Raw genomic sequence first — 17,705 nt, 5'->3', positions numbered from 1 at the left:
CCTCTCCGTCAGGAGATATAAAAACGCCGCTCCGAGGAGGGGATTTGTCACGCCAAGATGTCGCTATTGTCCCCAAGTCCGCAAGTCCCCCATTCCCCAACTCCCATTTCCCATCTCCCATCTCCACCACCAAGGACGATTAACAATGAAAGCAGTTTGCTGGCAAGGTACCAATAAGGTCAAAGTAGAAACAGTTCCCGATCCCAAGATCCTCAATCCGCGCGATGCGATTATTAGAATTACGACGACGGCGATTTGTGGTTCCGATCTGCACTTGTATAACGGGTTGAACCCGACGATGCAAAAAGGGGATATCCTCGGTCATGAATTTATGGGCGAGATCGTCGAACTCGGTAGCAAAGTTACCAATCTCCAAATTGGCGATCGCGTAGTCGTGCCATTTACGATCTCTTGCGGTTCGTGCTTCTTTTGCAATCGCGATTTGTGGTCGTTGTGCGATAACTCCAATCCCAATGGTTGGTTGGCAGAAAAAGTTATGGGTCATTCGCCAGCAGGTTTGTTTGGCTACTCGCACTTGCTCGGCGGTTATGCTGGCGGTCAAGCTGAGTATGCGCGGGTGCCCTTTGCCGATGTCGGTTTATTCAAGATTCCCGATGGACTGAGTGATGAGCAAGTGGTCTTTTTTACCGATGTCTTTCCTACTGGCTATATGGCTGCTGAAAATTGCAATATTCAGCCTGGAGATACGGTAGCGATTTGGGGTTGTGGCCCCGTGGGACAATTTGCGATTCGGAGTGCCTTCATGCTCGGTGCCGAGCGGGTAATTGCGATCGATCGCGTCCCCGAACGGTTGGCAATGGCGAAGGCTGGTGGCGCGGAAATTCTCAACTATGAAGAAATTGAAGTCGGCGAAGCCCTCAAGGAAATGACGGGCGGACGCGGCTCCGATTCGGCGATGGATGCCGTCGGCATGGAAGCGCATGGCATGGGTTTAGAAGGTTTCTATGACAAAGCGATGCAAGCTGTCAAGCTGGAAACCGATCGACCGACAGCACTGCGTCAGGCGATCGTCGCCGTCCGCAAGGGTGGCAGCATCTCTGTTCCTGGTGGTTACAGTGGCTTCGCTGACAAAATCCCGATGGGTGCGTTTATGAACAAAGGCTTGACGATGAAATCAGGACAGACACACGTTCATAAGTATCTCCAACCCCTACTCGATCGGGTGCAAAAGGGTGACATCGACCCTTCCTTTATCATCACCCATTCGTTACCGATGGAACAAGCCCCCCACGCCTATGAAATCTTCAAACAGAAGCAGGATAGCTGTATCAAAGTCATCCTCAAACCCGGATTGTCAGCTTCATTAAATTAGTCGATTGACACTCTCTACCAGATCCCCGACTTCTTTGAGAAGTCGGGGATCTATCCTCACCTCACCTTGTTTAAATATGAATTACCTTGTCGCTGTTTTACCCGATCGATCTCAGGCCGAAGCCGCTTATTCTGCTCTCGCACAAGAAGGACTACCTAATGATGGGATTAACATTTTAGGTGAAGGTTATCAAAGTGCTGATGAATATGGATTAATCGATCCGAATGTTGAAGCTCGCAAAGAAATCAAACGAGAACTATTTTGGCTGGTAGGCTAAGGTACAGGCGAACTCATCGATCGAGCCACCCGGATCTTGCGTCAATTTGAACCAGAAAATATGCAAGGTTATCGCGAACCGATCGGTACTTAGAGATCGATTCGATCAATGCTGTTTCCTAAGAATGAATATTCAAGACCGCGCTCTCACCTACCTCTTTTACTCACTCGATCTACACCCTTTGGCAGAGAAACTTTTGACGTAATTCTAGTTAGTGTGGATGAGGATCGGGGATGCAAACACACGCATCAGAATATTCAACTTAACAGAGAGGTAATCACAATGTCGAGCACGATTTCCCTCACAATCATTCAGATCGGTGACTGGTTTAAACAGTTACAAATACGGCAATTTTTATCAGTTGTCGCGATCAGTTTTATCTTACTAAATATCACTCCCGCACCCGATCGTGCTAGCAAAGCCACCATCGATAAGCTTGATCGGCTGGTACATCAAGAAAATCCCGATCGTCCCAAAACCACCAAAGAATGGCAGCAACAGGCGCGAGCAGTCCAGGGCAAACCCGGCGAACGCATCGAACGCATTGGCGAACAATCCGCAGATGCTGTCAAAGAATTCGGTCGAATGTATCCAGATGTTGCCAAACGTAGCGCGAACGAACTGGAAAAAAATGTTGAGAACAACTGAATTTCCAAGCAAGAAATTCCCGATCGATGCCACGGATTAAAACCGGGGGTCAACCCTCAGGCATCGACAAACATGGCAGCCGACAGCTAAATAACCACCAAACTAATTACGAGCCGGGAGAATGTCGATGCGATTGGGACGGCATTAGCAGGACTATTGCCATTCGAGCGATTTGCCACGATTGTGACTATCGATCGCATCGGTCAACCCCAGCCAGCTCCAGATGCCGATCTCTACTGCCTCGATCGACTCGGCATCGGGGCTGATGAGGCGATCTCGATCAAGGATACTCCCGTCAGCGTCACCGCTGCCAAAACTGCTGGTCTGACAACAATTGCTACCCCTGGAACCGCAGTCTGCGATTAGGATTTTTATGCGGCCGATCTGCTTATACCCGACCTGACCGATCTGAGTATTGACAATTTATTTTCATTAATTGCCGATCGTTGGCATCGAGCGACCTACTTTAGCCTCTAACTCCAGCCATTCGCTCTCTAGATTGGTTTACGGACTACTTGGCAAAATCCCCGTAAGCGCACTTCTTGACTCACACTTAATCTGAAAATCGATGATGAACGTCCGCTTATGTCAGCCCATTACTAGCATGTCTGTGGGGATTTTCATCCTATCCATCGCCGCCTGTAGCAGACAACCAACCATTCAAGTCCCACTGACTACGCCTACTTATGCCGATCGGGAGACCACAACAGCATCTAGAGCGAGATCTGCAACCGCCGCCGAGCATGTCGTGGCCTTAATTGACGATAATCCCTCGCTCCAAACTTTGTCGCAGGCGATCGACAAAGCAGATTTAGAAAATACCTTAGAGGAAGGTGGTCCCTATACAATTTTTGCGCCATCCGATCGAGCTTTTGCCGCCCTACCCGCCGTCACGCGCCAACGGTTGCTCTAAGCTGAAAATCGCGGGTTATTACGCAAAATTTTGACTTATCACGTAATTTCTGGGCAGATTTATGCCAATCAATTGCAGTCGGGTGAAATGGTCACTTGCGATCCAGCTACCTCAACATTGAGGTAGCTGGATCGCAAGTGAAAGTAAATCAAGCGCAGATCGTCGAGTCAGATTTCAAGGCCGCCAACGGCGTAGTCCACATTGTCGATCGAATTATGTTGCCGCCAAACCTCAATTTGAATCCCACTGGGGTGCGAGGCAGATCTCAGATTGCCAGCGCGCTGAAATCTTGAAGTTATATTTTTTGACAGCAAAATTCAGAGCGAAACAGATCTCGGCACCAAACTATACACCAACTCTAAGGAGTCGAAGAATATATCTGTTCTAATGTAAATCGATCGAGAGCAGCTAATTATGAAGTAAAAAACGATCGGTATGGATTTCCTGGCGGCAACGCTCTGGTACTACGAGCTATTTTGGGGCACGAACCTTGGCCGCTGCGATCGTATTTCTACGAATTAGCCAACCGCCAAGATCGTGCTGGTGGGAGTACCCCGCAGTTTATGCAGCAAGTAAGGCCGCCATTGAGTTATTTACGGCAGTGACGACTAAAGAAGTCGGCGGTCGCGAGATTACCGATCGATTGACTCTAGATATTGGCGATCGACTGGCGATCTCAATTACATCTTCGAGATCGCGATTCATGTATCCTGAGGTAAGCAACAATTGAATTAACTCTCGATCGCCTGTTTTACCAATGACATAATTTTTAAACTACTCAATTGTGTTTTCGCTTCACCGGCATTAGTTACAGCCGATTTATACCAGTCTCGATCGCCAGCTCTGCACTTACACCTGTGCTATATCACTCGATTCAGGGAATAATAAGATTGTCAAACAGTGTCAGTTTGCCTGACGATCTGGCGAACTACGTTTTCGTTGTTGGCTGCAAAAAATTTATATACATCTTTAAGTAACTTTCCTGGTTGTATAGTTGTATGTGTGTATATATGAATCAGAGAGACGATCTCGGTTTGTGTTAACGATCGTGATCGTGACAGCCAATCTTCCGGGGGTCATCAAACTGGCGGTGGGTTTACAGTACCCATCCGACAACTTGTTCCTGGAGTGAGATAACATCAACTCGTTGGCATAGCCGCTCTGCGGAGGCAGACACTTTGTGTTGGCGGAGCCTTGTCTTTGGCATTACAAAATGGGAATCGCCCTCAACCAAGTCTATCTAAATTTTTATCCTCAAGATAAATAAACGCAACCCCAACTTACATTAATTTTTATTCTTACCCTATTTCCCAACCAAATCGTTGTAGCCCCAAGGATCGAAACGTGAAAAAAATATTATTAGTAGACGACGATAAGACCCTGCAAACCGTACTAACGCGCTATCTCGAAAAGCGGGGCTACTCAGTCAGAGTTGTGACCTCTGGCGTGCAGGGTTTGAAACTGTTCGCCCAAGATCCTCCAGATCTAGTCGTGTCCGACATCATGATGCCAGGGATGGATGGCTTGGAGTTTTGTCGTCGCCTCCGCGCGACTAGACCGGGACAACTAGTCCCATTTATCTTTCTCACGGCCAAAAAAGATCTCGAAGATCGGATTCAAGGTCACTATATCGGTGCGGATGATTATATTACCAAACCCTTTGAGCCACTAGAATTACTAGCCAAAATCGAAGCCCAACTCGAACGTTCGCGTCGCATCCACTCGGAAATGGTACGGCTGATGCAAAAAGTCCCCGAAGATAGTGAATCGGGGAATGAATATGGTGAAAATCTCGTAGAACCGGTCCCGCCAGCTAAAGATCCAGAGCCAGAAGAAGATCTACCATTGACGCCAGCAGAAGCACGCGTATTTTGGGAAGTAATTCAAGGTTTAACTAATAAACAAATCAGCCAACGGTTGTTTATCAGTCCACGTACCGTTCAAACTCACCTGAGCAATATTCTCACCAAGTTAAACTTAGAGAATAGATCGCAGCTCGTGAGATTTGCCTTTGAGCATGGCTATCGTCCACCCCAAACTCAAGATGAGCAGAGAGCGGCTGAGGCTAGGGGCTAATCGAAACACCGCATTTTCACCAAAATCGGCGGTAGGGGCAATTCACGAATTGCCCCTACCGCCGATTTTGGTCTGCGTTTGCCGCTAAACTTGAATAGTATTATTGCAACGCGATCGACCAGTCTCATGTCAGACCCCCGTGCCTATCTTTCTCAAAAAAACATCGATCCCAAAGAGCGACTGATCTTTGCTTTAGATGTCGAAACTAGCGATCTTGCCAAACAAATCGTCACCCAACTAGGCGATGCGGTGGTATTTTACAAGCTGGGATTGGAGCTGTTTTTGGGCGGTCAGTACTTTGAAACGATCGACTGGTTACTCGCCCGTAACAAAAAGATTTTTGTCGATCTCAAGTTTTTTGATGTCCCCCAAACTGTCGGCTCGGCAGTCAGACAACTGACAAATCGCGGGATTAGCTTTGTCACTGTGCATGGCAACGATGAGATTTTAAAAGCAGCCGTGCGCGAGAAACAGGATCTGAAGATTCTCGCCGTAACAGTATTGACTAGCCTCGATCGCGGTGACCTCAATGATCTGGGCTTCGATTGCGATCCCGATGCCCTGGTACTCTCTAGAGCCAAACGCGCCCTGGAAATCGGTTGCGATGGGGTGATTTCATCGGGGCGGGAAGCTCAGGCACTCAGAGCCAATTTAGATGCCAATTTTCTGGTAGTGACACCAGGGATTCGACCGGTTGACAATACCGAGGAAGCCTCCAGCGACGATCAAAAACGCACCGTCGATGTCCACACGGCATTCACGAACGGAGCCGACTATATCGTCGTCGGCAGACCGATTAAACTCGCGCCCGATCCTTACGCCGCCGCGATGGCCATCCAACAGACAATTGCTGAAATTTTTGGATAACTTAGGGCGATCGAACTGCATCCAATTACAAATATGGTGTAGCTTGGATCTTAAATCGGGCATTTAGTATCCAGCGTTATTTTCACCAATGATTAATCCCCCAGTTTCGCGGCGGCAGTTAGCTAATGGTATTACAGTTTTAACGATCGCCAATCCCAGTGCGGATATTGTCTCTGGGAGATTTTTTCTGCCGGCTGGCAGTCGCTGGGAACCGATCGATCGAGCTGGATTAGCCCAACTGCTGACATCGCTACTGACCAAGGGGACAACGCATTTATCCGCGTTAGAAATTGCCGATCGGATCGAATCTGTCGGCGCGGGACTGGGCGCAGAAACAACCACAGACTATCTCAAGCTAAGTTTAAAAACTGTCAAATCAGATTTGGTAGATATCTTCAAATTAGCGGGCGAGATTCTCAGAACTCCCAGCTTTCCTCCCGACCAAATCGAACTCGAACGCAAGCTGATCCTCCAAGCCATTCGATCGCAAACCGAGCAGCCGTTTAATAATGCCTATCGCCAACTGCGGACGGCTCTATATGGCGAACATCCTTACTCGCGATCGAGTCTGGGCAATGCGACGACGATGGGGCAAATTACCCGTCAGGACTTAGTTGATTATCATCAAGCTCACATCCGTCCCGATCGACTAATTATCAGCCTTGCAGGGCGAATTACCCCCGATGAAGCGATCGCTTTGGTGACGCAGGTATTTGGCGATTGGGAAATTCCCACCGTCGAGCCACCAACGCTCTCGCCCACACATGTGACTACTCAGCCCCAGTACCAAATCGAACATCAAGCCACCCAACAAGCGATCGTCATGTTGGGCTATCTCGCCCCCGCCATTCACGATCCTGACTGCATTGCCCTGAAATTAATCGATAGCTATCTCAGCAATGGCATGTCCAGCCGTTTATTTGTCGAGCTGCGCGAAAAACGCGGACTCGCCTATGATGTCTCGGCTTTTTATCCCACTCGGTTAGATACCTCCCACTTTGCCGTGTACATGGGCACCAATCCTAGTAATACCGCCATTGCCGTCAGCGGCTTACGCGCCGAAGTCGATCGCTTGTGCATGGAACCGCTCTCGGCTGCCGAACTCCAAACCGCCAAGGACAAGCTGCTCGGACAGTACGCACTCGGTAAACAAACCAATGGCCAATTAGCCCAAACTTACGGCTGGTACGAGTTATTGGGCTTGAGTGTAGATTTCGATCTGGAGTTCAACAGTGCCATCCAAAAACTAACCGCCACCCAACTCCAATCCGCCGCCAATAAATATCTCTGCGATCCCTATATTTCGATCGTCAGTCCAGAAAATAAAGCAGCCGCCAGCAAAATGGCAGCACCAATATCCTAAATCAATGCGGAAGTTGAGTTGGCAGCAATTAAAATCGCTATCAACTATCAACTATCAACTAACTTAATCCCCAATCGTCACCTCTTCCTTGCCAATAATGGAATTGAGTGCCCAAACATGTTCGATTTCCATCTGTTGATGCTCGCAGGTAGATTCCAGCAACTTGTGCTGAGACAACGCTTTGCGGAGCGTCACAATGAGCTGCTGAACGCGATCTCTGACGATCGGATCGCGATCGACAGACATCATCGTCTGGCGTTCTAGCACTTGTAAAATCAGTTCGTAATGGACTAATGAGGGTAGTTTAATGCGATCCATGAATATGCCTGCACACGATCTCGATCGGGTCGGTAATTGGTTAAGTGAGTAAATTACAGCCGAAATTATGCTGCAAATAGCTCGACGATGCCTTGTCCAGGATCGTCTTGCTTTACTAATGATTCCCCAATTAGCACAGCATTAGCTCCAGCCGCTGCTACTATTTTAAGATCTTTAGCTGTATGTATCCCCGATTCGCTGACAATTAGAATATTTCGATCGATTAATTGTTGCTGCCGGGGGGCTAGGAGTGTTTCAGTCGTCTGGAGATCGACACTAAAATCAGCAAGATCGCGATTATTGATGCCAATCAGCTCGACGTCAGCCAATCCCAACACTCGATCGAATTCTGCGGCGGTATGTACCTCAATCAGTGCCGTCATCCCCAGCAGTCGCACGATCTTGAGAAAATACTGAAGATCGACATCTTCCAAAATTGCCGCAATCAATAGCACTGCATCGGCACCATGCGCGCGCGCGTAATAGATTTGGTAAGGATAGATAATAAATTCCTTACATAATAGCGGTAAATCGACAGCTTGCCGGACGGCAGCTAGATTCTCAAAACTACCCTGAAAAAAATTGCGATCGGTCAACACTGACAAACAACTCGCCCCGCCGCGTTGATAGGATTTGGCAATCTCCACCGCATCAAAATCTGCCCTAATTACCCCCTTGCTCGGCGAAGCTTTCTTGACTTCAGCAATGACGGCTGGCTGAGTTTTGCCCGATCTGAGCGCACCCAAGAAGTCCAATGGTGGAGCCACTAGTGCGACTTGTTTCTTTAACTTATCGAGCGGCAGCTTGTCTCGCAGATACGCTACTTCCCGTTCTTTATCCCAGACAATTTCTTCGAGGATATGTTCGGGTTTGCCATCGGGCACGACGATCTGGTATTCGAGGGGGCCGACATTGACAGCGGAACTAGGCGGACGACGACGAATCTTCATAGAGGGTAGGGGGTAGGGAATAGGGACTAGGGGCTGTAATGATGGTTAGTTTCTATTAAATCTTGGGTAGAAGGTCGCCCATTAATAAATTGCTTTCAGCAAGAATTAGTTTCTATGGCAAATTTACAAGTATTAGTTATAAGTAATTTATTGGCATGAATCTCAGACCCCTTTCTAACAACTTTACTATGCTCCACTCCCTATCCCCCATCCGCTATCCCCTATCCCCTATCTTAAAGATTTGACACAACTCGATCGCGTGCATTTGCAGAGTAGCATTAGCTTCGCTGCCGCGTTTGAGATTAAACTCCAAATCTAGCAACTTGGGTAAACTAGCCGCAAGTCGATCGGCGGTGGTGGCTTGGAGTTCTTGTTTGATGAAGAATATGCGTTTGGGGTTGCCGAGTCCAGCGGCAGTCGCGATGACTCGATCGTCTTTTTCACCGGCCTCCAAGAGCATTTTCACCCACAACCAGGTGCGAAATTGACCGACGAGGGTAGCGACAATTTTGAGGGCGGGTTCGTTGTGGTTTAATAGTTCACTTACTAAGTGTAACGCTGTCCCGACATCGCCTTGGCGAATTGCTGCTGCTAATTGGAGACTAGTTTGAGTATTGGCGACGACTAGACTGGCGACCATCACTCGATCGATCTGCTGTCCGGCACCGCCAGCCAAGAGTTGAAGTTTTTCTAGTTCCAGATAGAGTTGGCGTGTATTATTCCCAACTGATTCAGCTAGCAGTTGAACTGCATCTGGCGTGATTTTTAGTCCCAATTCTTTAGCGACGATCTGGACTCGTTGGCTGAGTTCTGCGGTTTTCCAAGGTGGAATCAGACTGAATTCTTGGACGTTGGCATATTTCTGAATTGTTTTGGTCGATTTCAATCTCCCATCTGGTTTATTTTTACTCGTTAGCAACAGCACCGTTGTATCGGGAACTTGAGGTAAAGTTCGATCGAGTTCGGCCAGTAGCGACTCCGAACACTGCTGCATCAGAGTTGTATCGACCAGCCATACCAATCTTTTGCCCGCACCAAAGGGCGGAGTCATCGCAGCATCTAAGGCCGAAATTGTGGCATCTTCTTTTTCTGGCGTAATCTTTTCATAGTTAAAACTTTTCCACGCCGGATCGATCGCCGATTGTTGAATGGCACTAACAGCTTTGGCGATCGCAAAGTCATCATCGCCCCAGTAGAGAATTACGCTCATTAATTGATAATTGATAATTGATAATTGATAATTGATAATTGATAATTGATAATTGATAATTGATAGCTGTCGGAATATTTGTTTCGATGAATTTGATTCGCAGCTATTCATCTGTTATCATAAATTTCACTATTCACTATTCACTATTCACTATTCACTATTCACTATCCACTATCCACTATTCACTATTCACTATTCACTATCCACTATCCACTAAATTAATCATCATCAAACGATCGAGCAGTAGATATAAATAAACGATTGGGAACATCTTTACACCCGCCAGGAATTGTCCGTCGCGAGTTTTCCCCACACCACGCACAGCAATATTGACGTTGGGATTCTGACATACCAATAACATTGGTAAAGTCTACATCTTCCACTACCGCCCCACTATATTCACCCGTAATATAATCTGGATCGACATTTGGAATGCGTGGACTAGCCGACTCCAGCTTGCCATAAAAAAAGCGCGTACCTTTAAGATCTGCACCGTTGAGTTTGGCTTGATAAAGGATCGTTCTGGATAGATTTGCCTTTGTCAAGTTACAGCCAGTCAAGCTAGTCCGAATTAAGTTGGCATCACTGAGATCCGACCAGCGCAAGTCGGTGAGCGAGAGATCGATACTCGCCAGCATCACGCCCAAATCGATGACCCGCAGACCAGCGATCCGATCTTCATCATAACCGCCATCGCCATTGAGAATCACCTTCCCCAATCGCAAATCTCGCTGGAGCGGTGTCAGCAATTTGGAGCGGGACAGAAAGCGGATCACTCTGGCTTTACCTTCCGCGTTGACACTACCTAATAATGCCGCCGTCCGTCCCACGGCAAAGGCGCGTTCTTGCGGCCAATCTTCGAGGAAACCATTATCATCTAACACTAAACTGGAAATGCCTTGAAAATAATTGTCGATCGTTTGTTGTTGCGTAATCACATTTTGTTGGCGATTGAGCCGATTTTGCTCGATCGTCAAGTCGCGGGAAACGACATACTGTCGCCACGAGACAAAGGCGGCAATGGTGGCAATGGTCGTCTGTCCAATTGCACCACCCCATAAGCCCACAGCACCCACCGCACTCCAGTCCGTTCCCGCAGAGAGTTCACCTACATAGGTAAAGAAACCTCCAATCCTCAGCAAACTGATGATTACCACTAACATGGTCACGATTGTCACTAGCTGCAATCGTTGACTTGGAGATAAAGACTTAGGGATTTTGGGACGAAGACTGCGATAGACGATCGGTAACGATAATCCTAAGGCGATCGCGCAACCTGCTACGGTCAAACCAGGATGTTTAAATGCGATGCCACAACCGATCGCCACGATCGCCAGCAGATTAAACCAAATTGCCATCGATCGGTAATCTTCAGCTTTTAAGTAAACTTTTCTCTATTAGGGATTTTAACACGATCGTCAGAATGTACTTTAGCGACGGCCGCGAACATCGGTTACAATTTCGATCGGAAGCTGTGAGATCGAAAAGAATAACGATGAATCAAGCCTTACTACTCCCCAAAAATGCCGATCGACAGCTTGTCTATTCTGGCATCACCTGGCAACAATTCAAGCTGATCCAGGCTGGCTTTGCCGAAGCTCCAGGCGTTCGGCTATCTTACTTCGATCGCACTATTGAAATTCTGATGCCAGGAAGAACCCATGAATTGTTTAAGAGCATCATTGGGATGCTCGTCGAGCTATTTTGCTTGGAAATGGGGGTCGAATTTGAACCAATGGGTTCGATGACTCACGAACGTGATGGTGAAGTCGCCCTAGAAGCTGATGAATCTTACTGTTTTGGTAGCTCTAAAGCTATTCCCGATTTAGCAATTGAGGTGGTTTTAACTAGTGGTAGTTCGGATAAGCTCCAGCGATATCAACTATTAGGTGTTTCGGAAGTCTGGTTTTGGCAAGATGGCGTATTTAGCCTTTATCATCTCCGCGAACGAGAATACGCACAAATTATCCGCAGTGAAATCCCCGATCTTGTTGCTCTGGATATCGATCTACTCGCTCGCTGTGTTTTGATGGCAGAGACGTCAAGATTGAATGCTGCTAATGAATTCCGCCAGAAACTACCGAAATCGAGATGAAAATTATTCGATCGATTGTTACACCACTGCTGATGTTCAAGTCAAAACCAGCTAACTGAGATGATTTGGTAATTTCCCTAGCGATTTGGGGATAACTAAACAGGAGTGGCCAACCCATCTGTTAGTAATCTTCAATCTATGTCATTAGTTTCCCCCAGCTTCAACGATCCCCAAGATCGACCAGATTTGGTCGAAATTCATCACTGTGTCGCCGAGACATTAGCCAGTCTTGATGTCGAAGGGGTAGAGTTTTTCCTCGAACTCGATGGCGAAACTCTCAAGCTGACACTGCAAACTAACAAGTTTTTGGAAGCTCAGGATTTGGCGGTAGAACTAGGCAAAAAAATCGAACAGATTACCGCAGCCGATATTCACCAATTAGGTGTGTACAAGCGCAAAAGTGCCGAAACCAATGCCTTTTTGATTAAAGAAATGGCTCTTGGAAAAGTGGAGCTACCAGAACCAAAAACTGAAACTGAAACTGAGGTTGCGGAGATACCAGTCTCAAACCCTTCACCCCGAAAAATATCAAGCAAAGCACTCAAAGATAAATCAGAATTTAATTATCGTCCCAATTTTAGAGCCTATGGACTACTCAATTCATATATGCTCCGAACGGTTTCTGGCTTTTCCGCGTTAGGAATTGGGATCGCGGTTGTGTGGGGGATCTCGAACCTATTTGGCAGTATGGAGCAAAAACCACTCACCTATATTGATGTCAATCAATTACCAGGTTTAGGCACAATTCAGAACGATCCGGAAGTGATGGTATATCATGTTAAGTTTCCCAGACGTACTCATACATCCAGATTAGTAGTATTTTTACCAACTCATCCAGCCAAACCAAAACTCCCCTGTATCTTCGTCGCCCCATCAGCAACCGCACCGTTGTACGGGCAAACCATCGATGAAGAGACAATGGTTTATGGGAATTACATTAACTATGCTAAAGCTGGGTATGCAGTGATTGCCCATGATGTCGATGGCTATATCGACGAAGTAGGTCGCATCAGCGATCCACCAAGTGCAATGGTTATAGATAGCTTAAAAGCCTATAAAGCTTCTGACGCTGGTGTTTTAAACGCTAAATTAGCGATCGATTATGCTGTGGCGAGAATTCCGCAAATCGATCCGAATGCGATGTATGTTGCTGGTAGCGGTTCGGGTGGAACGATCGCCTTGATGGTTGCTGCAACCGATCCCCGCATTAAAGCCGCGATCGCTTATTCGCCAATTACCCATCTACCAGGGAAACATGCCGCGCTAGTCGAGACAATCTCAAAATCAGTACCTGGATATAAAGAATTTATCGATCGCAGTTCGCCACATCATCAGATCGACAAGATGAAAAAACCGCTGTTTATCTTTCATAACGATCGATCGACAGAAACTTCGCTTGCCGATACGACTAGTTTTGTACAATCAGTCCAGAAAAATAACCCATTAGTCTCATTTACACACGGCCAAAATGAGGGCTTGCCCTCTGGCGATTACCTACCCAACATCAAACAAGCGATCGAGTGGCTGAATAGTCAACAAAAAAATTAGCTATCTCCAACTGGAGATAGCTAAGAACATTAAGGGTTGTCCCCGAAAGTTATTGATGAAAATTTAGAGCTTAGTAATCGCCGTAATCGCCGTAGTCACCAGCACCACCATCTTTTACTTATTAAAGTCAAATATTTCTTTTCTGATCCCAGATAGCAATCGAGGAATTGTATCCGATCTTAAATTGAAGCTAAATCTATTGTGAAAAAAGTTATCAACATATTCATTCTTCAATAAGACTTATTATCCATTTAATCCAACCAAGAACTGTTGAAGATCTTCGCTCATATGTCTTGTCAGAATTGACATTATACAAATTAGACTCATACATGATTTCAATAACTTCTTTTTTGTTTGAAATATCTCCCTGGTTAAAATACAGTTTTAAAGTTTTATTGAAAATTTCATGAGTTAAAATTAATTCAATTAATTGGAGCTTTCTATCAAAAAGGGAAAGCTCAAATAATTTTATACCTTTCTCGGTTAGTTTATAAACTGATGTCTTATTTTCTTGTCCACGATTGACTAGACCTAAGTAAATAGCAGCATCAGAATAGTACCCTGCTTGCCTCCAGCTAAAATCATATTCTTGTGTTATTTCTTCTTTGGTAAAAGTCAATTTTTGTTTTAGAAGTTCGCACAGATTAATTATACGTTCAAAAGAGTCTGCTTGAGGAAAAGGAATTTCTGGCTCTTGGATCAAACAAACCTTGTTTAAAATATTTTGAATAACTTCAATATTTATCGTATTTTCTTCTTGAATTGCATATTTTTGCTGCCGGATAAGTTTGATTGAGTTGTAATATTCATTATCTGTAAAAATATATTCTCTTAAATGAAAGATACCATTTGTATACGTTAAAAAAACAGGGCGTACCTTCTTATTTATCTTTTGTATCCACAGTTTATATGGATAGAATAATTGTCTAACAAGAAAGTCATCAGAAATATAATTTTTTGCTTCAATTATAATTAATGAATCATTGCCTTCATATCCTCCATCAATTTCAATTTGAGACTTATTTACTTTTACTTGAAGTAGATCTTGTTGCCCATCAACATCAATATTAAAGTCAAAAGAGGATGAACTCATTCTCCCACTTACTGTTGAATGCAACTCAGATTCGCCTGTAAAGTCTTGAATGATACCTGTTATAAATGCACAATTTATTGCAGTTGCCTCACTTGTAATTTCTTTAGGATTCAGACTTTCTAAAAAATGAGGGAAATTTGTTTTTTGTATTTTAGTGCTATTCTCATCCTTAGTGAAGTCATGAAATGCTCTAAATCTCCCAATAATATAATCACCTCTAGATATAGGGAGAATAGATAATTTATGATCGGTGAATATCTTAGGAAGTTGAGATCTATGATCGAACTTTGTCATCAATCTAGCTTCTCTGAACTCATTTATATTATTAGATGATATTAAAAAAAATCTGAATTTTCTAGATGATTTAATATTTGATGCTTTTCAAAAATCTTCTCCCACGCCACATTATTTTTAGACTCACTCATAATTTTTTATCAATACTTCTTCTACCTCACCTCTTTTGTCACCGTCTGAATTTATAGCACGATTAGCCTTGATAATATGGATTTGATAGCCTGAATAAAGCTCTTTTATAAAATCCACAGAGGAATTAGATTGCATAAATTTAATTCCTTTTTTATTTAGCCGATCGCAAGCTTCTTTTAACCTGATTTGATCGGATTTATCCCATCCACCTTGTATATATCCAGTAAAATTAGAGCTGTCAGACACAGGATGATAAGGAGGATCTAAATACACGAAAGAATTTTTGTCTGCTTCTTTCAATACTGTCTCATAATCCGTATTCTCGATCCGAATATTGTTGGAGTTTAGGTAAGAGTTTACAGCCCTAAGTGTTGGCTCATTTACTATATTTGGATTCTTGTATTTTCCAAATGGCGAATTAAATTCACCGGAATTATTTACACGATATAATCCATTGTAGCAAGTTTTATTCAGATATATAATTCTTGATGCTCTTTCTACATCGCTTAAATTCTCAAAGGCTTCTGTCCTATCTAATGCACGTATTTCATAGAAATATCTGGATTCATTTTTATGCTTATGAAGATCTATGATCAGATTTTCAAGATCGTTTTTGATGACATTATAAACATTTACAAGTTCTGCATTAAAGTCATTTATAATTGCATTTTTCGGTTGAAGATGAAAAAGTACAGCGCCTCCGCCAATAAAAGGTTCAATGTATGATTTAATTCCTTTTGGTAAATACTGTTCGATCATAGGCATTATTTGTCTTTTACCTCCTACCCATTTTAAAAATGGTGCTACCAATTTATTTTTTGCCATTATTGTTGAATTTCAATCTAGAAATTGTATTGAAGAGAATCGAATCACTATTAAATAAGATCGAGTTTAACTTTGAGTGATTGAGTAGCAACCACAGAGAGTTTTTCTGAGCTATATTTAGGATCGAACAAAATCTTAAGTACAATTGTACTTTACTATGGTTTGGTGCTGTCGTCAATGCAAAATTGACATATAGAGGTAACATCATGTGATAATTTAGCCTAAAAAATAGCTACCTCCATCTGGAGATAGCTACGAATATCGAGGGTTGTCCCTGAAAGTTATGGAAAATTTAGAGCTTAGTAATCTCCGTAGTCACCAGCACCCATAGCGCCACCAGCACCACCACCATCTTTAGGTTCTGGCTTGTCAACGATGATACACTCAGTCGTGAGGATCATAGCTGCGATCGAAGCTGCGTTTTGCAATGCCGAACGCGTGACTTTAGCAGGATCGACAATCCCAGCGGCAAACATGTCTACAAACTCGTTAGTTGCTGCATTGTAACCAACATCAAAGGATTTCTCTTTAACGCGCTCGGCGATAATCGCACCGTTTTGACCAGCGTTTTCAGCAATCCGTTTGAGCGGAGCTGAAAGTGCGCGAGTAACGATTAGAGCACCAGTTAATTCCTCATCTTTGAGGTTAGCTTGCGCCCAAACTTCCAGTTCGGGAGATAGGTGAGCCAAGATCGTACCCCCACCAGGAACGATCCCTTCTTCTACTGCGGCTTTAGTTGCGTTGATCGCATCTTCGAGACGCAGTTTACGATCTTTCATTTCGGTTTCGGTAGCAGCACCAACTTTGATGACTGCAACACCACCAGCTAATTTAGCCAGACGCTCTTGGAGCTTCTCTTTGTCGTAGGAAGAATCGCTTTCGTCCATTTGACGACGAATTTGTTCGCAACGCGATTTGACAGTCGCTTCATTGCCTTCAGCCACGATCGTCGTACTATCTTTAGTAATCGTGATCCGACGGGCTTGACCGAGGGATTCCAGTTTAGTCGCGTCGAGTTTCAAACCAGCATCTTCAGTTACTAGTTGACCGCCAGTTAATACGGCGATATCTTCGAGCATTGCTTTACGACGATCTCCGAAACCAGGAGCTTTAACTGCGGCAACGTTTAATACGCCACGTAAACGGTTGACAACTAAAGTAGCCAGAGCTTCTTTTTCGATGTCTTCAGCTAGAATTAACAACGGACGACCGGAACGAGCAACTTGCTCAAGAATGGGCACGAGATCCTGAACCAAGTTGATTTTCTTGTCAGTAATCAGGATGTAAGGCTGTTCGAGAACTGCTTCCATCCGCTCCATATCAGTAGCGAAGTAAGGCGAGATATAACCCTTATCAAAGCGCATCCCTTCAGTGATTTCGAGTTCGGTAGTCATAGACTTACCTTCTTCGAGGGAGATGACGCCTTCTTTACCGACTTTATCCATCGCGTTGGCAATCATTTCGCCGACTTCGTTGTCGTTACCCGCAGAAATTGCGGCTACTTGAGCGATTGCTTTGGAATCTTCGACGGGTTTGGCATGAGCCGCGATTTTCTCGACGAGGAAACCAGTAGCTTTATCGATCCCGCGTTTGAGAGCGATCGCATTGGCACCAGCAGCCACGTTACGCAAGCCTTCTTTGACGATTGCGTGAGCTAGTACGGTAGCTGTAGTCGTACCGTCGCCAGCAGCGTCGTTAGTTTTGGATGCAGCTTGACGAATCAGAGCTACACCAGTATTTTCGACGTTATCTTCGAGTTCGAT

Annotated in this window: 16 protein-coding genes and 2 pseudogenes; 11 read left to right on the top strand and 7 right to left on the bottom strand. The window is 44.9% G+C overall.

All coding sequences use genetic code 11. From position 1 onward, the window contains the following. Nucleotides 1-145: 145 nt before the first annotated feature. The 9 genes and pseudogenes from RMO27_RS17070 (at nucleotide 146) to RMO27_RS17025 (ending at nucleotide 7,477) form a co-directional block, all read left to right on the top strand. Nucleotides 146-1,333: a zinc-dependent alcohol dehydrogenase gene (locus tag RMO27_RS17070; protein WP_396133741.1), complete on the top strand. Its 1,188-nt coding sequence runs from the start codon at nucleotides 146-148 to the stop codon at nucleotides 1,331-1,333. A 76-nt stretch (nucleotides 1,334-1,409) separates the two neighbouring features. Then, nucleotides 1,410-1,604 (top strand): annotated as a pseudogene (locus RMO27_RS17065) (hypothetical protein); the annotation flags it as partial. 288 nt (nucleotides 1,605-1,892) lie between these two features. Continuing rightward, nucleotides 1,893-2,258: a hypothetical protein gene (locus tag RMO27_RS17060; RefSeq protein ID WP_309734683.1), complete on the top strand. Its 366-nt coding sequence runs from the start codon at nucleotides 1,893-1,895 to the stop codon at nucleotides 2,256-2,258. Nucleotides 2,259-2,414: 156 nt separating this feature from the next. Then, complete coding sequence (locus RMO27_RS17055) at nucleotides 2,415-2,624, top strand: HAD hydrolase-like protein (RefSeq protein WP_309734681.1); 210 nt, start codon at nucleotides 2,415-2,417, stop codon at nucleotides 2,622-2,624. 202 nt (nucleotides 2,625-2,826) lie between these two features. After that, nucleotides 2,827-3,464, top strand: a pseudogene (locus tag RMO27_RS23930) (fasciclin domain-containing protein). Between the two features lie 197 nt (nucleotides 3,465-3,661). After that, nucleotides 3,662-3,901: a hypothetical protein gene (locus tag RMO27_RS17040; protein WP_309734675.1), complete on the top strand. Its 240-nt coding sequence runs from the start codon at nucleotides 3,662-3,664 to the stop codon at nucleotides 3,899-3,901. Between the two features lie 614 nt (nucleotides 3,902-4,515). Continuing rightward, nucleotides 4,516-5,247: a response regulator transcription factor gene (locus tag RMO27_RS17035; RefSeq protein ID WP_309734673.1), complete on the top strand. Its 732-nt coding sequence runs from the start codon at nucleotides 4,516-4,518 to the stop codon at nucleotides 5,245-5,247. A 126-nt stretch (nucleotides 5,248-5,373) separates the two neighbouring features. Then, nucleotides 5,374-6,114 carry an orotidine-5'-phosphate decarboxylase gene (gene pyrF, locus RMO27_RS17030; RefSeq protein WP_309734671.1) on the top strand — a complete coding sequence of 247 codons (741 nt, stop codon included), beginning with the start codon at nucleotides 5,374-5,376 and terminating at the stop codon, nucleotides 6,112-6,114. Between the two features lie 88 nt (nucleotides 6,115-6,202). Next, nucleotides 6,203-7,477, top strand: a complete 1,275-nt coding sequence (locus RMO27_RS17025) for a pitrilysin family protein (protein WP_309734669.1) — start codon at nucleotides 6,203-6,205, stop codon at nucleotides 7,475-7,477. A 63-nt stretch (nucleotides 7,478-7,540) separates the two neighbouring features. Here the strand turns inward: RMO27_RS17025 and RMO27_RS17020 are convergent, their stop codons facing one another. From RMO27_RS17020 to RMO27_RS17005, 4 genes are all read right to left on the bottom strand, one after another. Beyond that, nucleotides 7,541-7,795 carry a DUF5340 domain-containing protein gene (locus RMO27_RS17020; protein ID WP_309734667.1) on the bottom strand — a complete coding sequence of 85 codons (255 nt, stop codon included), beginning with the start codon at nucleotides 7,793-7,795 and terminating at the stop codon, nucleotides 7,541-7,543. A gap of 65 nt (nucleotides 7,796-7,860) precedes the next feature. Beyond that, nucleotides 7,861-8,745, bottom strand: coding sequence for an indole-3-glycerol phosphate synthase TrpC (gene trpC, locus RMO27_RS17015; protein WP_309734666.1), 885 nt, complete (start codon nucleotides 8,743-8,745; stop codon nucleotides 7,861-7,863). A gap of 214 nt (nucleotides 8,746-8,959) precedes the next feature. Next, nucleotides 8,960-9,955 (bottom strand): DNA polymerase III subunit delta, encoded by a 996-nt coding sequence (gene holA, locus RMO27_RS17010; RefSeq protein ID WP_309734663.1) that lies wholly within the window; start codon nucleotides 9,953-9,955, stop codon nucleotides 8,960-8,962. A 218-nt stretch (nucleotides 9,956-10,173) separates the two neighbouring features. Further along, nucleotides 10,174-11,313, bottom strand: a complete 1,140-nt coding sequence (locus tag RMO27_RS17005) for a pentapeptide repeat-containing protein (RefSeq protein ID WP_309734661.1) — start codon at nucleotides 11,311-11,313, stop codon at nucleotides 10,174-10,176. A gap of 137 nt (nucleotides 11,314-11,450) precedes the next feature. Between RMO27_RS17005 and RMO27_RS17000 the strand changes: the two genes are divergently transcribed. Together RMO27_RS17000 and RMO27_RS16995 are read left to right on the top strand one after the other, a co-directional pair. Then, on the top strand, nucleotides 11,451-12,050 hold the full coding sequence (locus tag RMO27_RS17000; protein ID WP_396133740.1) for a Uma2 family endonuclease: 600 nt from the start codon (nucleotides 11,451-11,453) through the stop codon (nucleotides 12,048-12,050). Between the two features lie 138 nt (nucleotides 12,051-12,188). Further along, entirely contained in the window at nucleotides 12,189-13,598 is a 1,410-nt protein-coding gene (locus RMO27_RS16995; RefSeq protein ID WP_309734657.1) for a dienelactone hydrolase family protein, read from the top strand. A 223-nt stretch (nucleotides 13,599-13,821) separates the two neighbouring features. On the opposite strand, the gene RMO27_RS16990 is transcribed toward RMO27_RS16995, so the two are convergent. From RMO27_RS16990 to groL, 3 genes are all read right to left on the bottom strand, one after another. Beyond that, the gene (locus RMO27_RS16990; protein WP_396133739.1) at nucleotides 13,822-14,988 is read right to left on the bottom strand and encodes a type II restriction enzyme; all 1,167 of its coding nucleotides are present in this window, start codon (nucleotides 14,986-14,988) and stop codon (nucleotides 13,822-13,824) included. Nucleotides 14,989-15,108: 120 nt separating this feature from the next. Next, the gene (locus tag RMO27_RS16985; RefSeq protein ID WP_309734655.1) at nucleotides 15,109-15,942 is read right to left on the bottom strand and encodes a DNA adenine methylase; all 834 of its coding nucleotides are present in this window, start codon (nucleotides 15,940-15,942) and stop codon (nucleotides 15,109-15,111) included. Nucleotides 15,943-16,241: 299 nt separating this feature from the next. Next, a partial coding sequence (gene groL / locus RMO27_RS16980; protein WP_309734653.1) for a chaperonin GroEL occupies nucleotides 16,242-17,705 on the bottom strand: 1,464 nt, incomplete at its 5' end.

This window comes from Chamaesiphon sp. OTE_75_metabat_556, from assembly GCF_031378165.1.
In the GTDB taxonomy this organism is placed as follows: domain Bacteria; phylum Cyanobacteriota; class Cyanobacteriia; order Cyanobacteriales; family Chamaesiphonaceae; genus Chamaesiphon.
This window is presented reverse-complemented; position numbering and strand designations above follow the sequence as displayed.